We start from the raw sequence: 17,733 nt of genomic DNA, 5'->3' as shown, positions 1-17,733 counted from the left end.
ACGGCCGGCCCGGGGCGGCGGGTTATCCTCGGCGCAGACCGGCGGTGGGGGCCCGCCGTCCCGGGCCACGCCGGGAGAACCGCGTGACGTCGCCAACGGTCCCTGCCAGTGATGCCCTGGCTGGTGGGGAGGCACCGTGACACGACCGCCCGAGCGCCGGGTCGACCCGGACGTCGACCTGCACGTACCGGCCGACCGCGGCGAGCTGGCCGCCCAACCACCGGCGGTGCTCGGCGTCATCGCCGCCGGTGGTGTCCTCGGCGCGCTGGCCCGGGCCGGCCTGCAGACCGCGTTCCCGCACCCGCCCACCGGGTTCCCGTGGGCCACCTTCGGCATCAACGTCACCGGCTGCCTGCTGATCGGCGTGTTGATGGCGGTGATCACCGCCCGCCCGGCCGGCCCGCTGGTCCGGCCGTTCCTCGGCGTCGGGGTGCTCGGCGGGTTCACCACCTTCTCCACGTACGCCGTCGACGCGCAGCGGGCGCTGGCCGCCGGGGCGCCGGGCACCGCGCTGGCGTACCTGGCGGCGACCGTGCTCGGGGCCCTGGCGGCGGTCTGGGCCGGGGACGCGGTCGCCGGCCGGCTGCTGGCCCGCTCCGGTGGGGAGGGCCGATGACCGTCCTGCTGATTGCGATCGGGGCGGCGCTCGGCGCCCCGCTGCGCTACCTGACCGACCGGGCGGTGCAGGCCCGGCACGACTCGCCGTTCCCCTGGGGCACGTTGACCGTCAACGTGGCCGGGTCGCTGCTGCTCGGCGCGGTCGCCGCGATCCCGGCCTCCCCGGCGGTGACCGCGCTGATCGGCACCGGCTTCTGCGGCGCGCTGACCACCTGGTCCACCCTCAGCTACGAGACGCTGCGGCTGAGCCGGGCGGGCGGCCGTCTCCACGCGTACGCCAACGTGCTGGCCAGCGTGGTCGCCGGGCTGAGCGCGGCCACCCTCGGGTACGCGCTCGCCCGCGCCTCCAGCGGCTGACCGTCACCGGCCGGCCGGAGCAGGGCCGGCCGATCCGCCTGAGCGGCGCAGGTCCACGACCGGGCCGACCACGAACACCGCCGGCGGGCGGACCTCCTCCCGGGCGACCAGCCCGGCCACCTCGTCCAGCCGGGACGACCAGGCCCGCTGGCCCGGGTGCCCGGCATCCCGGACCACCAGGACCGGGGTGTCCGGGGCGCGGCCGTGCTCGACCAGCGCCGCCGCGATCTTCGCGACGCGCTGGCCGGCTGACCCCGGGTCAGCCCGCCGGCCAGCCGGCGGTGGCGTCCCGCGCGACGTCGTCCAGCAGCCGCAGGAACGCGGCCACCAGCGGGGTGAGGCTGCTGTCGGTGCGGGTCGCGGCGGAGAGCCGACGGTGCAGCCCGTGCGGGGTGAGTTGGCGATGGGTGGTGCCGGGGGTGTCGGTGAGGGCGAGGCGGGACACCAGGGCGACGCCGATGCCGGTGCCGACGAGGGCCTGGGCGACGTCGTAGGACGCGGTCTGGAAGCGGACCCTGGGGGCGAAGCCGGCGGCGGCCGCGGCGCGATCGAACTGGGCCCGGGCGGCGTGCCCGGCCAGGATGGTGACCCAGGCCTCGTCGCGGAGCTGGTCGAGGCGGAGGGCGACGTCGGGCGGATGCGCGACGGCGAGTGGGTGGTCGTCGGGCAGGACGACGACCATCGGGTCGGTCAGCAGCGGGTGCACCCGGACGTGCTCGGGTGGGGCGGGCGGTTCGTCCCAGGAGGCGATGACGGCCAGGTCGAGGTCGCCGGCGGCCACGGCGGGCATGCCGCGCTCGGAGGTGATGTCGACCACCGACAGGTCGGCGTCGGGATGGCGGTGGCGCAGCGCGGTCAGCGCCGGGGGCAGCAGGTGCAGGGCGGCCGCCTGGAACGCGCCGATGCGCAGCCGGAGGGACAGTTCGCCGAGCAGCGCGGCCAGGTCTTCGGCGGCCTGCCGGGTGTGCTGGTCGATCACCTGTCCGTGCGCGGCGAGCAGCGCGCCGGCCGCCGTCAGGGTGGCGCCTCGGGGCCCGCGGCGCACCAGCGCCGCGCCGCAGTCGCGTTCGGCGCGGGCGACCTGCTGGGTCACCGCGGCGGGGGTGACGCCCAACGCCGTCGCGGCGGCCGACAGCGACCGGTGGCGTTCGATCAGGGCCAGCAGCCGCAACTGCGCCGGCTCCAGCAGCATTAAGCCAGCTTACTGCCGGAGCAATGATCTTTTACTTCTCTGCATCGCCGGGCCTGGGCAGGCTTGCGGTGAACCCCGCAACCGCGACCCCGAGGTGGCCCCGACATGCCCATTCACCTGCCCGTCTTCGTCGCCACGACGTGGCTGCTGGCGATGCTGCCCGGGGCCGGGCAGGCGCTCATGCTGCGGCAGACCCTCGACGGCGGCCGGCCCCGGGCCTGGGCCAGCATCGCCGGCACGTGCACCGGGCTGCTGATCTGGACCACCGCCGCGGCGGCCGGCCTGTCCGCGGTCCTGCTGGCCAACCCGCACGCCTACGCGGCCGTACGGGTCGCCGGTGGCGCGCTGCTGGCCGTCCTCGGGGTGACCACGCTGCTCTCGCTGCGCCGGCCCGCACCGTCCACGTCCGACCGGCCGGCCGAGCGGACCGGCCGCGGGCGGGCGTACGCCGCGGGCCTGGCGACCAATCTCGGCAACCCGAAGGCCGGCGTGTTCGCCGTCTCCCTGCTGCCGCAGTTCCTCACCGCCGACGGGCCGGTGTTCCTCTCCAGCCTCGCCCTCGGGGCGCTCTGGGCGGCCGTCACCGGCTGCTGGTACCTGCTGTTCACCTGGGCCGTCGACCGGGGGCGCACGCTGGTGTCCACGCCGGCGGTGCACCGGCGCCTCCAGTTGGTCACCGGCTGCGCCCTGCTCTGCATCGGCGCCGGGGTGGCCGCCGGCGCCTGACCCGACGGGCCCCCGCGCCCGGGTCGGCCGTCCTATCCTCAGCGGATGCGGGACCGCCGGGTGATGCTGCTGTGGTCCGTGTTCGCGTTCACCGCCGCGATCTCCATCGGGCTGGTGCTCCGGCGCCCCGACAGCCTCTCCGACCTGCACATCTACTACGGCGCCCTGGCCGACCTGCGGGCCGGACGGCCGCTGTACGGCTACGTCGCGGAGAACGGCGGCCCGTTCACCTACCCGCCGTTCGCGGCGCTCGTGCTCTGGCCGGTCACGGCGGTCCCGGAGCCGGTGCTCGGCGCGCTCTGGCTGCTGGCGACGGTCGCGGCCGTGGTCGCCATCGCCCTACCGGTCGGTGCCGTGCTGACGGCCGACCGGTCCCGCCGGCCGATGGCCGTGGCGGCGGTGGCCGTGGTGCTGATGCTCTCCGCGCCCGTGCAGAGCAACCTGCGGTTCGGGCAGGTGAGCATCTTCATCGTGCTGCTGGCGCTGCTCGACGGCATCGGGATCGGTCCGGCCCGGTGGCGCGGGACGCTGGTCGGGGTGGCCGCGGCGGTCAAGCTCACCCCGTTGCTCTTCGTGGCGTACTTTCTCGTCGCCCGGCGGTACCGTGACGCCGCCCGCGCGGCGGGCGCCTTCGTGGCCTGCGCGGCCGTCGCCGCCGTGGTGTTGCCGGCCGAGAGTCGGACCTACTGGACCGGCACGGTCGTCGAGACCTCCCGGATCGGCAACCTGGCGTCGCTCGGCAACCAGTCGGTGCACGGGATGCTGCTGCGGGTCGGCGTCGACCCGGCGTCCCTGCCGGTGGTCTGGGCCGCGCTGGTGGGCGCCGTCTGCCTGGCCGCGCTGCTGCGGGCCCGGCAGCTCGCCGCGCAGGGCCGTCCGGGGCACGCCGCGGTGCTGGTCGGCTGCGCCACGGTGGCCGCCTCCCCGGTCTCCTGGACCCATCACCAGATCTGGCCGGTGCTGGCCGCGATGCTGCTGGTCGGCGCGACCGGCGTCGCCCGGAAGGCCGCCGGTGCCGCCCTGTTGGTGGCCATGGTGGTGTCGCTCGGCGCGGTGCTGGGCCCGGTGTCGACCCGGCCGGGCGTGCAGTTCCTCTTCGAGAACGCGCGCGCGATCGGCGTCGGCGCGCTCTGCCTGGCCGGGTTCGGCGGCACCGCGGTCGTGGCGACCCGGCCGCACCGGCGGGTCACCGCCGGCCGGGCCCGGCTGCGGGTGGGCGTCGCGGCCGCGGCGGCGCTGGCGTTCTTCGCCGTGCAGCCGCTGCCGGCCGGCGCGGATCCCACCTTCAAGGCCTACTCGCTGGCCGACGTGGCGAACCCGCGATACTTCTTCGTCTGCCGTGGCCCCGCCGAGTGCGCGGGCTACGGCGGGGACGCGCCGGTGACCTTCGGCACCGCCGTCGAGCCGACGAAGGTCCGGGTCAACGGCGTCGTGTCGGCGGCGGTGAGCCGGCTGGAGTACTACTGGGCGCCCGGCGGCGCGCCCCGGGTGGTCCCGCTGCTCGCCGCCTGGCCCGGGTCACGGCTCTTCTCGTTCCGGTCCGCCACGATGACCCACGGCCGCCTGGTCGCGTACGGGACGGACGGGCGCCCGATCGCCACGTACGACGACGAGCTCGCCGCCGCGTTCCGGCGCTGACCGCCACGGCGGCTCAGCGGGCGCGGCGTTCCGGGTGGGCGCGGTTCCAGGCCCGCATCCGTTCCGGGTAGCCGGTGCGAGCCGCCTCGTAGAGCGGCACCGCGTGTCGCTGGGCGAGCTTGGCGGCGGTCCGGGGCGTGCCGGTGCGGCGGCGGATCCACTCGCCGTCGTGGGCGACGGCGACCACGGTGGTGTCGGTGGCGGTGGTCTCCGGCTCCAGATAGAACTCCACGCCGCGCCGGCTGGTCACGAAGGCCTCCAGCGCGGCCAGGTCGTCCCGGTTGGCCTCGCGGTCGAGCTTGGTCGGGGTGGTGGGGTCGGTGGCCCGGCGGCTGAACCAGCCCATCTCCGGCTCCTCTCCTCGGCGTCCCTCCCAGTGCAGCACCCTCACCTGGGAATCGGCTGCGAGCCCGGTGGGAGTCTTTTGACCGTCGGTGACCGGCTCGTCAGCGTGCCGGCGGGCGGAGCACCGGCACCAGCGCGAAGGTGGGCAGCAGGAGCAGCGGGACCAGCCCGAGGGCGGGCAGGATGCCCAGGTGGTCGCCGAGGAAGCCGAGCAGCGGAGGGCCGCCGAGGAAGGCGCTGTAGCCGATCATGGCGACCACGCTGACCCGGGTCGGCGCCCGGTCCTCGTCGTCGGCGGCGGCGCTCATCCCGACCGGGAAGCCGAGCGACGCGCCGATCCCCCACAGCGCCACGCCGACCACGGCGAGCGGCCCGGAGCCGGCCAGCACGGCGCAGGTGGCCCCGGTGGCAGCCAGCCCGATGGTGCCGAACAGCACGGGCACCCGGCCCCACCGGTCGATCGCCACGGTGCCGGCGGTCCGGCCGAGGGTCATGCCGACCACGAACACCCCGAAGACGGTGGCGCCGGCCGCCTCGCTGACGCCGTACCCGTCGACGAACGCCACCGCCAGCCAGTCGTTGGCGCTGCCCTCGGTGAACGCCATCACCAGCACGAACAGGCCGATCAGCAGGGTGCGCGGCTCCCGCCAGGTGGCCAGCAGCGCCCGCCGGTGCGCGGCCGGGTCGGCCGGGCCGGTCGGCTCGGCCGGGGCGGGCAGGAAGGCGCGGGCGCCGAGGAGCGTGCCGGCCAGGACCACCGCCGCGACCACGGGCAGGTGCCAGCCGACCGGTACGCCCAGGCGGGCCGCGCCGGCGCCGATCCCGGCCCCGGCCACCGAACCGAGGCTCCAGGCGGCGTGGAACCGGGGCATGATCGTCCGGCCGAGCCGCTTCTCCACCGCCGCGCCCTCGACGTTCATCGCCACGTCGCAGGTGCCGGAGCCGTAGCCGACGGCGAAGAGCCCGACCACGACGCCGACCAGCGAGCCGGCCAGGCTGGCGGAGAGGCCGGCGACGGTCAGGCCGAGCGCGACCAGCACGGTCGACGTGGCCACGGTGCGGGCCGGGCCGAGCCGCAGGGTGACCAGCCCGGCGGTGGACATCGCCGCCAGCGCGCCGGCCGACATGGCCAGCAGCAGCAGGCCGAGTCGCCCGGCGCTGAGCCCGAGCGTCTCCCGGATCGCGGGCACCCGGGAGAACCAGGTCGCCACCGCGAGCCCGTTGAGGGCGAACACGACCGCCACCCCGTTCCGGGCGGCCAGGACCGGCCGCGGCACGGCCCGCCGGTCGACGGCCGGCGTGTCGATGGTGCTGCTCACCGTGGCGTAGTCCTCTCGCTCGGGGTGGTCCGACGAGCATCGCACACCCGAGAGCGCTCTCACTGCAAGCGCTCCCACCCCTTACCGCCGGCCGTCCCGAGCGGGCATGATGCCGACATGGGTACGCCGACCACCCGACCCGCCACCCTCGACGACGTCGCGCGGGCCGCCGGGGTCTCCCGGGCCACCGCCTCCCGGGTGCTCGGCGGCTACGGCTTCGCCTCGCCGGACGCCCGGGACCGGGTCACCGCCGCCGCCGACCGCCTCGGCTACGTGCCGAACACCACCGCCCGCGCGCTGGTCCGGGGCGCCGGGGTACGCCTCGTGGTGGCCGTCGCCGGCCGGGACGAGACCGTCCTCGACGACCCGTACGTGGACCGGGTGGTGAGCGCGGCGGCCCGGGTCTGCTCCCCGCACGGCGTCGGCGTCGCCCTGCAGTGGCTGTCCCGGACCACCCCGGCCGGCCTGCGGCGGCTCGGCGACGACCGGAGCGTCTGCGGGATGGTGCTGGTCAACACCACGCAGCCGGTGCTCGACGCGCTGCCCGCCGGGCTGCGCGGCCGGGTCGCCTCGATCGGCATCGGCTCGCCCGCCGTCCCCTCCTTCGACGTGGACAACGCCGGCGGCGCCGACGCGGTGCTGCGCCACCTGTACGCCGGGGGCCACCGGCGGATCGTCATGATCACCGGACCTCGCTGGCTCGCCTGCGCCGAGCGGTCGGTGACCGCGTACCGGGCGTTGATGCGGGCGGCGGGCCTGCCGGTGCGCCTGGTGACCGGGGACTTCACCGCCGAGCGGGGCGGCCGGGCGGCGCTGGAGGCCCTCGACCGCTGGCCGGACACGGACGCCATCTACGCGGCGAGCGACGCCACCGCGCTGGGCGCGATCGCCGCGCTGCGCGGGCGCGGCATCGGGGTACCGGGAGACGTGGCCGTCGCCGGCTTCGACGACATCCCGTACGCGGCGGTGAGCAGCCCGGCGCTGACCACCGCCACCCACCCGGTGGCCCGGATCGCCGGCGCGGCGGCCACGGCGGTGCTGGAGCGCCGGCCGGCGCCCCCGGTGACCGCGTTCCCGTCGGCGCTGGTCGCCCGGGAGAGCGCCTGACCCGGCCGGGCCGCCGGAGGCGCGACACCGGCGGGGGCGCCGGGAAGCGGCCGGTCCGGTCGACGGTTGGGCGGGCGGGAGCGGGGTAAGCGCCGGCGACCCGACCGACGACGAGGGGGCGAGGACGAGGTGACCGAGCCCGCGCCGCCGCACCAGCAGCCCGAGGAGGGCCACCGGCACGGCCGGCTGAGCGCCCGCGCGACGGTGGTGGCCCAGCCGACTCCGCCTGGGACGTCGCCGCTGGCCGACCCGTGGGGCGGCCGACCGGGGCTGCGGCACGTGCCGCCCGGCGACGGGCCGTACCGGCTGGTGGTGCTGCTGCACGGCGCGGGCGGCGAAGCCCGGCAGGGCCTGGACCTGCTGCTGCCGCTCGCCGACGCGCACCGGCTGCTGCTGCTCGCCCCGCAGGCGACGGCGAGCACCTGGGATCTGATCGCCGAGGGATACGGTCCGGACGTCGCCCGGATCGACGCGCTGCTGGCCGAGGCCCTCGGGACGTACCCGGTGGCCGGAGTGACCGTCGGCGGCTTCTCCGACGGCGCGTCGTACGCCCTCTCCCTGGGGCTGACCAACGGCGACCTGGTCGACGCGGTGCTGGCCTTTTCGCCCGGCTTCGCCGCGCCGCTGGTGACCCACGGCCGGCCGCGGCTGTTCGTCTCGCACGGCACCGACGACCGGGTGCTGCCCGTGGACGTGTGCAGCCGGCGGCTGGTCCCCCGCCTGCACGCGCTCGGCTACCCGGCCGAGTACGCCGAGTTCGCCGGCGGGCACGAGGTGCCGGAGGAGATCCGCCGGCGGGCCGTGAACTGGCTGGTGGGCTGAGCCCCGGGTCAGTGCGCGGGCCCGGTGACCGCCGCGTCGACCCGGCTGAGCACCGTCGCGTCGTCGTCCCCGCCGACGCCGCGCAGCAGGTCGATGGCGGTGGCCCGGATCTGGCCGATGATCATGGCCAGGGGCAGCGTCTGACCCGCGGTGAAGAGGCGTCCCGCCGCGCGGACCGACTCCAGCGCGGCGACGTCCGCCCGCTCGGCGTGGCGGTCGGCGACGCCGTCCTGCCCGACGAGGTCGCCGGCGAGCGCGTCGCCGGCCGAGCGGACCGCCTCGGCGAGGGTGCGTACGGCGGCCCCCAGGTCGGGCGGCACCGGCGCGGGGCTCCGGGTGAGGGTGACCGCCGCGCGGGCCAGCACCCGGACGTTGCGGACCGCGTAGTCGATCTGCCGGATCGAGGCCTCGACCGAGCGCAACCGGCCGAGGTGCTCGCGGCGGCGCAGGTTGAGCCGGACCGCCTCGCCCGCCGCCTGCACGGCGTCGCGCAGCCGTTCCACCCCGGCGTCGGCGTGCCGGGCCCGGTCCAGCGCGGCCAGCGCCGCGTCGTCGTCGCCGGTGTCCAGGGCGGCGGCCACCTCGTCGAGCACCGCGGCGAGTTCCTGGAAGGTGTGCCGGAACTCGGTGACCAGCGGGGCGAGCGGGCGGCGGGCGTCGACGAGCTGGCTGGCCACCACCGCCACCCCGCCGCCGATCAGCGCGTCGACGAACCGGAACGGGATCAGCGCCTCCGTCGGGGGCGCGACGACCACCAGGTAGAGCGCGGAGACGGCGGCCTGCACGACGGTGACCGAGCTGGCGCCGATCGCCACCGCGAGGGAGACGGTGAGCAGGATGACCGTGAGCACCGTCCAGGTGGTACGCGGGCCGAGCGCCTGCACCACCAGGTCGGCCACGAGCACGCCGGCGGCGACGCCCAGCACCACCTCGACCGCCCGGCGGATCCGTTGGCCACGGGCCTGGCCGAGCACGATCAGCGCGGCGGCCGGGGCGAAGAAGGGCTGTGGGTGGCCCATCAGCCGGGTGGCGAGGATCCAGGCGATGGTGGCGGCGAGGGTCGCCTCCACCACCGGCAGCCAGCTGCGGCGCAACCGCCCGGCGGCCTCCCGGACGACCGCTCCGGGTCGCGGCGCGGCGTCGGACCCGCCGGGCCGGAGTGCCCGGCCCCTGCCCCACCACCTCATGGTCGCCTCCCGTCGCCTCGCCCATCATCCTGCGACGCGACGAGCCGCTCGGCAGCGATGGCGGCCACCCGGCAGCCGTGGCGGCGGTCACCCGGACGTTCGGCGCCGGGAGCCGGTGATCGCGCGGCCGGCGCGCCGGCCGGCGGCGGCCCTCGGCGGGACCGCCGGCTCAGCCCGCGGCCAGCTCGGCGTACGCGGGTGAGGCGAGGAAGTCGGCGAGCACCGCCGCGGTGCCCGGGGTGTATGGCCGCCCGTCCAGCACCTCCTGCGGGTCGGTGAAGACGATCGCCGCGCCCTCGCCGAGCACCACGTCCTCCTGGCGTGCGGCGGTCGCGCCGCAGAAGTAGTGCTTCACCCGGCCGACCTCGGGGATCTCCTGAACGGCGAAGAGCCGCAGCGGCTCGTCCGGCCGTAGTCCGGTCTCCTCCCACAGCTCCCGGACCGCCGTCTCGTCGACGGTCTCCCCCGGCTCCCAGTGCCCGCCCGGCAGGCCCCACACGTCGGGGTGGAACGGCGCGTGCGCGTCGCGGAGCTGGAGCAGCAGCCGGCCGGCGCGGTCGACCAGGATGACGGCGGCGACGGGATGCATCCGCCCAACCTAGTACGCGCCGCCGGCCGGGCCGGCCCCGGCCGTCCGGCTCAGCCGGTCGCCCGCCAGTCGGCGAGGACCGCGTCGAGCATGTGCCGGCCCTCCGCGGCGCGGACCGGATCGGGATTGTCCAGAGTGATCAGGCCCTTCCAGAGCACCCAGCCCCGCCCCCGCGCCCACGTGGCGTCGTCGGTGCCGAGCGCGGCGCGGAAGACCCGTCGGGCCGCCCCGGACAGCAGCGTCCAGGCGGCGGCCAGGTCGCACGCCGGGTCGCCCATCCCGCAGCAGCCGAAGTCGATGACCGCGGCGAGCCGGCCCTCCCGCACCAGCAGGTTCCCCCAGGCGACGTCACCGTGGAACCACACCAGCGGGCCGGTCCACGACGAGCCCAGGGCCGCCGCCCAGATCTCCCTGACCTCGCCGCCGGGGACCCGGTGGCCGAGGTGCGCGAGCGCCCGGCGGGTCTCCCCGTCGTACGTGGCCAGCGGAGCGCCCCGGAAGGCGCTGTGCGCGCCGGCCGGCGGCCCACCCGCCGGCTCCGTGCGGTGCAGGGCGAGGAGGAAGTCGGCGAGCGTCTCGGCGAACGCGACCTGGTCGCCGATCCGCGCGATCGTGGCGGTCTCCCCGTCGATCCAGCGGCGCACCGACCACGGGAAGGGGTAGCCCTCGCCCGGCACGCCCCTCGCCACCGGGCGCGGCACCGTCAGCGGCAGCCGCGGCGCGAGGACCGGAAGCCAGCGATCCTCCTTCTCGACCTGCGGCACGTACCCCACCGCGCTGGGCAGCCGCACGGTCAGCTCGTCGCCCAGATGGAACGTGCGGTTGTCCCAGCCGTCCACGGCGACCGGCCGGACCGGGAGGTCGGCCCAGGGTGGGAACTGCGTGGCCACCAGCCGGCGCACCAGCGCCACGTCGATGGTCGGGACCCGGTCCCGCGCCACCACCGTCGTCTCGTCCTGTCGCGCCATCCCGGCCAGCATCACCGGCGACGCTCACCGCCACAACCGGATTAGGGCCGCCGGGACTCCGGCGGAAGGGCAGAAGTGGTCAACCTTTCAGAATATCGATCGGCTGACTTTCCGGCGTCGTCCGAATGGGAGAGACGGCCGGTAAGATCGGCGACATGCTTATGACTGATCGCTGACTGCTCGGAGTGATAGCGATCACACACACTGTGCGCATGAATACGAGACTCCGCCGCAGCCAGGCATTTCGCCTCGCGGTGTGTCTCGCCCTCGTGACGGCGCTGAGCGGCTGCATGCAACTCAATCTCGGGCTGACCGTGAACCCCGACGACACGGTCACCGGCCAGCTCCTGGTGACCGCTGACAAGGGCCTGCTCAAGGGGCGGAACCCGGACCTCCAGACGGCCTTCGCCGACATGCGGCGGCAACTCCCGACCCTCCCCGCGGGCGACGAGAGCCACTACGAGGACGCCAAGTTCTACGGCGTGCAGGTCGCGTACCGGAAAAAGCCGCTGTCGCAATTCACCAGCGACACCGTGAAACTGGTCCGCGTCGGCGACCGCTACCGCTTCTCATTTCCGCTCGACCCGGACAGTTACGCCGGGAAAGTGCCCGAACAGAATCCGGACACCCGGCGCGCGTTCGTGAAGTTGATGTCGTTCGAGATATCAGTGACCTTCCCGGGCCGGGTGATCAACGCCAACGGCACGATCAACGGCCGGTCGGTGAGTTGGAAGGTGGACAGCAACCAGACCAAGCCGACCGAACTGGTCGCCGAAGCGGAGGCGCCGGCGGCGGCCACCGCCGCCAGCGCCGCCGACCCGGCCTCCGGCGGCTTCCCCTGGCTCCTGGTGGTCGGCGGCCTGGTCGTCCTGCTGCTGGTCGCCGTCGTCGTCGTACTCCTGCTCCGCCGCCCGCGCGGCGCGGCCGCCACCACCCCGGGCCCCACCACCCCCGCGCCGGCCCCCCAGGCCGACCATCCGGCCTGACCCGGCGCGGCGCCGCCCCTCGGGCGGACGGGCCCGCCCGGCCCGGCCGCCGCACCTCACCCACCCCGAACGCACCACCGCAACAGCCGAAGGGAGATCGCCGTGAACGATCTCTTCACCTGGGCGGCCCTCGGCAGCCTCACCGGCGCCAGCGCCGCCACCCTGCTCGCCACCAACGTCATCGGCGGACTGATCGGCCCCAACGGCGACAAGGTCCGCAAGTGGATCGCCCTGGGCGTCGCCCTGGTGCTGTCGTACCTGACGGCGGCGTTCGCCGACGACGCCGGCCCGGAAAAGTGGATCATCGCGTTCTTCAACGGGCTGGTCATCTTCTCCGCCGCCCTCGGCATCAACCAGCTGCCGCCCGGCAACCGGCAGGCGACGAGCGCGTCGCCGACGCAGCTCGCGGAGGGACGCGAGCCCCGCTACATCCGCTCGTGGGTCTGAGAGAGGTGACCCCATGGTCTTCGGCATCATCAGCGCCGCCGTCCACATCGTCCTGGGCGCCCTGCTCGGCCAGCTCGCCGGCGGTCCCATCGGCCTGCTCGTCGGCGCGGTCGTCGGGCTGCTGATCGGCGCGCCCTTCGGCTGGGCGGTCGCCAAGGCGGGCACCTACGGCACGGACGCGAAGGGGATCCTCCTCTTCGTCGTCGATCACACCTGGAGCCTGCTCAACACCGCGGTCGGCGCGCTCTACCTCACCCTGCACCTGGTCTTCGGGCACCAGCTCGACCGGGTGATCTCCCAGGCCAGCGGCCGGGTCAACGTGGTCGAGGGGGTCTCCCCGCGGTACGCCACCACCATCGGCACGGTCTGCGCCGGGTCCAGCCCCGGCATCCAGCGCCACGAGGACGTGCACATCCTCCAGGCCCGGCTGCTCGGCCCGCTCTACCTGCCGCTGGTCATGCTCAACTACGTCCTGTTCACCATCGCCCCGGTGTGGCTGCTCTGGCACGACCACACCAACGCGCCGATCAACCGGTTCACCCGGTACTTCGAGATCGGCGTCTACCCGCACGTGTGGAACGAGGCCATCGCGTACCGGATCCAGGGGACGCCGCCGCGATGACCGGCGCGATCGAGGCAGCCGTCGCCGACGTCGCGGCCTGGCTGGCCGGGGCGGCCGGAGCGCCCGTCCCGGTCGGCCCGCCCCGCGACGACCCCGACGGCGGCCTCACCGTGTGGCCGCTGGAGCTGCGGCCGGCCCGCCAGACCGTGCCCAGCGGCGCGGCCCGCGAACCGTACCGGTTCGTGGTCCGGCTGCTGGTCGCCGGCACCGGGCCGGACGCGCTGCCCGCGCTGGACCGGGTGCTGGCCGCCGCGGCGGCCGCCGGCGAGCCGGAGGTGGTGCTCGCCGCCGGTGACCCGGAACTCTGGCGGGCCTTCGGGGTCCCGCCCCGGCCGGCGCTGCTGCTCGACGTGCCGGCGCAGCTCGCCCGGCCGCTGCCCGCCGCGCCGCCCGTGCTGCAGCCGCTGCGGCTGCGGCAGCTGGCCATGCGCACCCTCGACGGGCAGGTGGTCGGCCCGCAGCGGCAGCCGCTCGCCGCGATGCGGGTCGAGGTGGTGGGCACCCCGTACGCCACGGAGACCGACCACGCCGGCCGGTTCCGGCTGGTCGGCCTCCCGCACGACCCGGAGGCCCCGGACCGGCCGGTCCGGGTGCGGCTGGTCGGGCGGGGCCGCACCCTCACCGCCGATCTCGACCCCGCCGACCCCGACCTCGTCATCGTCTGCGCCCCCGACTGACTCCTCAAGGAGGACCGATGCCCACCTACTTCTCCCCCGGCATCTACGTCGAGGAGGTGCCCAGCGGCGCGCGCCCGATCGGCCCGGTCGGCACCAGCACCGCCGCCTTCGTCGGGGTCGCGCCGGACCGCACCGCCCACGTCAACCAGGCCCTCGCGGTGAACAGCTGGTCGGAGTTCCTGCGCCGCTACGCCGACGGCGAGCACCTGGAGAGCACGCCCCTGGCCCGGGCGGTCTTCGGCTTCCTCGACAACGGCGGCACCCGCTGCTGGGTGGTCAACGTCGGGGAGGGCGGCCAGCTCACCGGCACCGGCGGGCGGCGCAGCGGGCTGCAACTGCTGGAGGCCGTCGACGAGATCTCCATCCTCGCCGCCCCCGGCTACCACGACCCGGTGTCGCACGAGGCGCTGATCAGCATGGCCGAGCGAATGCGCACCATGGTGGCCATCTGCGATCCACGGCCGGACATCGACGACATCTCCACCCTCACCCGGGTCGCCACGCCGGGCGCCGCGAAACCCGCCGGCAAGCCCGCCGACGGTACGCCGAAGCCCGCCGACGACGATGACGGGCCCGGCGCCGACCGGCCCCGACAGTCGGACTTCGCCACCTTCTACTTCCCGTGGATCAAGGTCCGCGACCCGATCAGCGGCGACCTCGTGCTCACCCCGCCGAGCGGGCACGTGGCCGGCATCTGGGCCCGCACCGACGCGCTGCGCGGCGTGCACAAGGCCCCGGCCAACGAGCCGGTACGCGGCGCCGTGGACCTCGGGTACCTGGTCACCCGGCCCGAGCACGACGTGCTCAACCCCAAGGGCGTCAACGTCATCCGCTACTTCGCCGGCGAGGGAATCCGGCTCTGGGGCGCCCGTACCCTCGCCGCCGAGGCCAGCGAGTGGCGCTACCTCAACGTCCGGCGCCTCTCCATCGCCATCGAGCAGGCCATCGCCAACGGCACCCGGTGGATGGTCTTCGAGCCCAACGACTACACGCTCTGGCGGTCGATCCGCCGGGACATCGGGGCGTTCCTGACCCGGGTGTGGCGCGACGGCGCGCTGCTCGGTCGTACGCCGGAGGAGGCGTTCTTCGTCAAGTGCGACGAGGAGACCAACCCGGCCGACGTCCGCGACGCCGGCATGGTGGTCGCGCACATCGGCATCGCGGTGGTCAAGCCCGCGGAGTTCGTGGTGTTCAAGCTGAGCCAGTGGGCCGGCGGCACCGAGACCGAGACGATCGGAGGCTGACATGCCGACCACGGCCACCCCGCAACCGGGCGCCCCCATCGACCCGTACCGGGCGTACCACTTCAAGCTGCTCATCAACGGGATCACCAACGGGCACTTCACCGAGGTCAGCGGCCTGGAGGTGTACATCCCCTCGGTGACCTACAAGGAGGCCGGCAACGAGCGGATCCGGGCGGTGCCGGGCCAGGTCGAGTACGCCCCGGTCACCCTCCACTTCGGCCTTACCCAGTCCCGCGAGCTGTGGGACTGGGTGAACGCGGCCGCGAAGGGCACGGTGAGCCGGCGCAACGTCTCGGTGGTGCTGCTGGACCCGGCCGGCACGGCCGAGGTGCTGCGCTGGAACATGATCAACGCGTGGCCGACCCGGTGGCGGGGCGCCCACCTCAACACCCTCGCCCAGGAGATCGCCATCGAGGCGCTGACCCTGGCTTACGAGGGGCTGGAACTGGAGTCCGGCAGTGCCGCCGCTCCGACGGCCGCGTGACCTGCTGGCCCGGGCGCTGCGGGCGACCGCCGACCGCCTCGCCGCGTCCGCCGGTCCCGCCGCCACCCCGGACCCCGCACCCCGCCGCCCCGGCGACCCCCCGGAGCACTGGCTGCGCCTGGTCGCCGCGCACGCCCCCGGCCTCCTCCACTCCCTTCCCCACTCCCCCCACGACCTTGTTGATCAAGAGCTTCTGGTCGGATCCGAGCCCGGGGACGACGCAAACCTCTTGATCGACGGGGACGCGAGGGGCGGGGGGCGGGACGGGCTGGGTGGGAGGTCCGGGTTGGACGACGGTGGGGCGGAGCGCGGGGGTGGTCGGGACGCGGGCTGGCGGGGCGGTGGATGGCGCGGGTGGCGCGGGTGGCGCGCGGCGGCGGGGGGTCGGGCGTCCGACGGCGCCGGTCGGGGCACTGGTCGCGGGATGCCCGGGTCACGGCGACGGCGCGGCCCGGGTGGCGGCGACGGGACCGGCCTGCGGGACGGCAACGACCACCTCCTGGCCCCACCGAACCTCGCCGAGGGCACCGCATCGGGCGGACCCGGCGGGGGGAACGCCTGGCCGGGGCCGGTCGGGGGTGCCGCCCGGATCGGTGCGGGCGGGCGGCGGCCGGGCGACGGCGGCTGGGCCGGGTCCGGCGACGGCGCACCCGGGCAGGTCCGGTCCGGAGCCGGCCAGCGCCGGCTCGGCCAGGGCGACACGCAGCCCGGCACCGGCGGGCGCCGGGACATCGAGGGCGCGGCACGACGCGGCGACGGCGCACCCTGGTCCGGCGACCCATCGGCCCGGCCTGGCTACAGCGGACGCCCGCCCGGCGGCGGAGCGGTCCAGTTCGGCGACACCGGACGCTGGCCCGGCGAAGGCGCGGTCCAGTTCGGCGACACCGGACGTTCGCCCGGCGAAGGAGCAATCCAGTTCGGCGACACCCGACCCCGGCCCGGCGAGGGAGTCGTCCGGCCCGGCGGGGTCGAACGCTGGCACGGAGACGCAGCGGCGCGGCCCGGCGACGCGGCGGCCCGGCCCGGCGACAGCGGACGCCGGCACGGCGACGGAGCGGTCCGGTTCGGCGATGGCCGGCGCTGGCCCGGCGATGGAACGGCTCGGGACGGGGCGACCTTCACCGGGGACCGAGCAGCCGCATCCGGGGCGGGCAGCGCGCGACGCGACGGCGGGTCAGCGATCGGCGAGTGGGAGTCCGGGTGGCCCGACGGGGACGCGCGGCACGCCCGGGCGGACCGGCGCGGCCGGCCTCGCGGCGCGGACCCCACCCCGAGCGCACCCGGCGCGGCCGGGAGGGCAGACCTTCGGGTGCGTTTGTTGTCGCCGGGGCAACAACAAACGCACCCGAACCGGCCGGCCGGCGACCCTGGCCTGGCCGGCCGGTCGGGGCTCCCGGAGTGGAGCGGCACGCCCGCCGGGCACTGGCCGGCGCTGCCGGATGACGATCCGGCCGTACCCGAGGGCCGGCGCCGGCGTGATCCGTGGCCGGCGCTGCCCGACGACCGGGAGCTGTGGCTGCCGGCGGCGGGCGCCGCGGACGCCGCGCACCTGCGCCGGCTCGACCGTGAACAGGCGGGCGACTGATGGAGCGCGTCGCCTTCCTCGTGGACGAGTCCGGGACCCGGGTGGACTGCCTGCTCAACCCGGAGACCGTGCAGGTCACCCGGCTGGCCGGGGTACGCCCCCGGGGCGCCTCGGACGGCCGGCTCACCGGCGCCGGCCTGGCCGACGACCCGCTGGTCTTCACCGGCGGCGGCCGTACCGAGCTGGTGCTGGACCTGCTCTTCGACATCGACTTCGTGGAGTCCCAGGTACGGCCCGAGGACGTCCGCGCGCTCACCCGTCCGCTGTGGCTGCTGGCGGAGAACTCCGCCAGCGAGCACGGCTGGCTGCGTCCGCCGCTGGTGCGGCTGGTGTGGGGCAAGACCTGGAACGTGCCGGGCGTCGTCGTGGCGATCGCCGAACGCTTCGACGCGTTCACCCTCACCGGCACGCCGCGCCGCTCCTGGCTGCGGCTGAAGCTGGTCCGGGTGGCCGAGTCCGCGGAGTCCGCCCGGGAGGGGTTCGAGGAGGAGCTGGCCGCCGCGAGCACCCCGACCGTGCCACCCGGCTCGGCGGTGGTCGCCGCCGCCGACGGGGCGGCCGAGCCGGGCTTCTCCGGGGTGCGCTTCGACCTGCTCGCCCACGACGCGCTCGGGTCGCCGCTCCGCTGGCGGCTGCTCGCCGAGCACAACCGGATCATCGACCCGCTGACCGTGCCCGCCGGCACCGCCCTCGCGGTCCCGCCGGTCACCGCCACCGCCCCCACGCCGCCCGCCGGCCCCGCCGGGCCGGGAGGTGGGACGCCGTGACCGCGCACCCCCACCGCCGCCACAGCCGGGGCCGCCGGGCCGGGACGGGCGGT

20 protein-coding genes and 1 pseudogene are annotated in these 17,733 nt (G+C 76.0%); 14 read left to right on the top strand and 7 right to left on the bottom strand.

Features of this window, described 5'->3' with window-relative positions:
* The first annotated feature begins 136 nt into the window (after positions 1 to 136).
* Both Q2K19_RS23720 and crcB read left to right on the top strand, forming a co-directional pair.
* Positions 137 to 616: a FluC/FEX family fluoride channel gene (locus Q2K19_RS23720; RefSeq protein WP_302763826.1), complete on the top strand. Its 480-nt coding sequence runs from the start codon at positions 137 to 139 to the stop codon at positions 614 to 616.
* The gene (crcB, locus tag Q2K19_RS23715; RefSeq protein ID WP_302763825.1) at positions 613 to 975 is read left to right on the top strand and encodes a fluoride efflux transporter CrcB; all 363 of its coding nucleotides are present in this window, start codon (positions 613 to 615) and stop codon (positions 973 to 975) included. Before Q2K19_RS23720 ends, crcB begins: the two co-directional genes overlap by 4 nt.
* 3 nt (positions 976 to 978) lie before the next feature.
* Here the strand turns inward: crcB and Q2K19_RS23710 are convergent.
* Both Q2K19_RS23710 and Q2K19_RS23705 read right to left on the bottom strand, forming a co-directional pair.
* Positions 979 to 1,200 (bottom strand): annotated as a pseudogene (locus tag Q2K19_RS23710) (hypothetical protein); the annotation flags it as partial.
* Between the two features lie 34 nt (positions 1,201 to 1,234).
* On the bottom strand, positions 1,235 to 2,167 hold the full coding sequence (locus tag Q2K19_RS23705; RefSeq protein WP_302763824.1) for a LysR substrate-binding domain-containing protein: 933 nt from the start codon (positions 2,165 to 2,167) through the stop codon (positions 1,235 to 1,237).
* Positions 2,168 to 2,272: 105 nt separating this feature from the next.
* Between Q2K19_RS23705 and Q2K19_RS23700 the strand changes: the two genes are divergently transcribed.
* Entirely contained in the window at positions 2,273 to 2,893 is a 621-nt protein-coding gene (locus tag Q2K19_RS23700; RefSeq protein WP_302763823.1) for a LysE family translocator, read from the top strand.
* A 45-nt stretch (positions 2,894 to 2,938) separates the two neighbouring features.
* Complete coding sequence (locus tag Q2K19_RS23695; protein ID WP_302763822.1) at positions 2,939 to 4,531, top strand: glycosyltransferase 87 family protein; 1,593 nt, start codon at positions 2,939 to 2,941, stop codon at positions 4,529 to 4,531.
* Between the two features lie 13 nt (positions 4,532 to 4,544).
* On the opposite strand, the gene Q2K19_RS23690 is transcribed toward Q2K19_RS23695, so the two are convergent.
* Positions 4,545 to 4,877, bottom strand: coding sequence for a hypothetical protein (locus Q2K19_RS23690; RefSeq protein ID WP_302763820.1), 333 nt, complete (start codon positions 4,875 to 4,877; stop codon positions 4,545 to 4,547).
* A gap of 100 nt (positions 4,878 to 4,977) precedes the next feature.
* Positions 4,978 to 6,195: an MFS transporter gene (locus Q2K19_RS23685; RefSeq protein WP_302763818.1), complete on the bottom strand. Its 1,218-nt coding sequence runs from the start codon at positions 6,193 to 6,195 to the stop codon at positions 4,978 to 4,980.
* Between the two features lie 117 nt (positions 6,196 to 6,312).
* Here Q2K19_RS23685 and Q2K19_RS23680 point away from each other — a divergent pair, with 117 nt between their 5' ends.
* Both Q2K19_RS23680 and Q2K19_RS23675 read left to right on the top strand, forming a co-directional pair.
* Positions 6,313 to 7,302, top strand: a complete 990-nt coding sequence (locus tag Q2K19_RS23680) for a LacI family DNA-binding transcriptional regulator (protein ID WP_302763816.1) — start codon at positions 6,313 to 6,315, stop codon at positions 7,300 to 7,302.
* Positions 7,303 to 7,431: 129 nt separating this feature from the next.
* Positions 7,432 to 8,124: an alpha/beta hydrolase gene (locus Q2K19_RS23675; RefSeq protein WP_302763815.1), complete on the top strand. Its 693-nt coding sequence runs from the start codon at positions 7,432 to 7,434 to the stop codon at positions 8,122 to 8,124.
* Between the two features lie 8 nt (positions 8,125 to 8,132).
* On the opposite strand, the gene Q2K19_RS23670 is transcribed toward Q2K19_RS23675, so the two are convergent.
* The 3 genes from Q2K19_RS23670 to Q2K19_RS23660 all read right to left on the bottom strand — a co-directional run bounded on the left by Q2K19_RS23670 (position 8,133) and on the right by Q2K19_RS23660 (position 10,868).
* On the bottom strand, positions 8,133 to 9,311 hold the full coding sequence (locus Q2K19_RS23670) for an FUSC family protein (RefSeq protein WP_302763814.1): 1,179 nt from the start codon (positions 9,309 to 9,311) through the stop codon (positions 8,133 to 8,135).
* A gap of 169 nt (positions 9,312 to 9,480) precedes the next feature.
* The gene (locus Q2K19_RS23665) at positions 9,481 to 9,900 is read right to left on the bottom strand and encodes an NUDIX hydrolase (RefSeq protein WP_302763813.1); all 420 of its coding nucleotides are present in this window, start codon (positions 9,898 to 9,900) and stop codon (positions 9,481 to 9,483) included.
* A 50-nt stretch (positions 9,901 to 9,950) separates the two neighbouring features.
* Complete coding sequence (locus tag Q2K19_RS23660; RefSeq protein WP_302763812.1) at positions 9,951 to 10,868, bottom strand: aminoglycoside phosphotransferase family protein; 918 nt, start codon at positions 10,866 to 10,868, stop codon at positions 9,951 to 9,953.
* Positions 10,869 to 11,080: 212 nt separating this feature from the next.
* Here Q2K19_RS23660 and Q2K19_RS23655 point away from each other — a divergent pair, with 212 nt between their 5' ends.
* From Q2K19_RS23655 to Q2K19_RS23620, 8 genes are all read left to right on the top strand, one after another.
* On the top strand, positions 11,081 to 11,854 hold the full coding sequence (locus Q2K19_RS23655) for an LppM family (lipo)protein (RefSeq protein WP_302763811.1): 774 nt from the start codon (positions 11,081 to 11,083) through the stop codon (positions 11,852 to 11,854).
* Between the two features lie 102 nt (positions 11,855 to 11,956).
* Positions 11,957 to 12,301: a hypothetical protein gene (locus Q2K19_RS23650; RefSeq protein ID WP_302763810.1), complete on the top strand. Its 345-nt coding sequence runs from the start codon at positions 11,957 to 11,959 to the stop codon at positions 12,299 to 12,301.
* A gap of 13 nt (positions 12,302 to 12,314) precedes the next feature.
* Entirely contained in the window at positions 12,315 to 12,923 is a 609-nt protein-coding gene (locus Q2K19_RS23645; RefSeq protein ID WP_302763809.1) for a glycine zipper family protein, read from the top strand.
* Entirely contained in the window at positions 12,920 to 13,600 is a 681-nt protein-coding gene (locus Q2K19_RS23640) for a peptidase associated/transthyretin-like domain-containing protein (RefSeq protein ID WP_302763808.1), read from the top strand. Before Q2K19_RS23645 ends, Q2K19_RS23640 begins: the two co-directional genes overlap by 4 nt.
* A gap of 17 nt (positions 13,601 to 13,617) precedes the next feature.
* Positions 13,618 to 14,844, top strand: coding sequence for a phage tail sheath family protein (locus tag Q2K19_RS23635; protein WP_302763807.1), 1,227 nt, complete (start codon positions 13,618 to 13,620; stop codon positions 14,842 to 14,844).
* Position 14,845: 1 nt separating this feature from the next.
* Positions 14,846 to 15,328: a phage tail protein gene (locus tag Q2K19_RS23630; protein WP_302763806.1), complete on the top strand. Its 483-nt coding sequence runs from the start codon at positions 14,846 to 14,848 to the stop codon at positions 15,326 to 15,328.
* Between the two features lie 424 nt (positions 15,329 to 15,752).
* Entirely contained in the window at positions 15,753 to 16,913 is a 1,161-nt protein-coding gene (locus Q2K19_RS23625; RefSeq protein ID WP_302763805.1) for a hypothetical protein, read from the top strand.
* Complete coding sequence (locus Q2K19_RS23620; RefSeq protein WP_302763804.1) at positions 16,913 to 17,680, top strand: CIS tube protein; 768 nt, start codon at positions 16,913 to 16,915, stop codon at positions 17,678 to 17,680. The genes Q2K19_RS23625 and Q2K19_RS23620 overlap by 1 nt, the downstream gene beginning before the upstream one ends.
* Positions 17,681 to 17,733 lie beyond the last annotated feature (53 nt).

The organism is Micromonospora sp. NBRC 110009 (assembly GCF_030518795.1).
Lineage (GTDB): Bacteria > Actinomycetota > Actinomycetes > Mycobacteriales > Micromonosporaceae > Micromonospora.
This window is presented reverse-complemented; position numbering and strand designations above follow the sequence as displayed.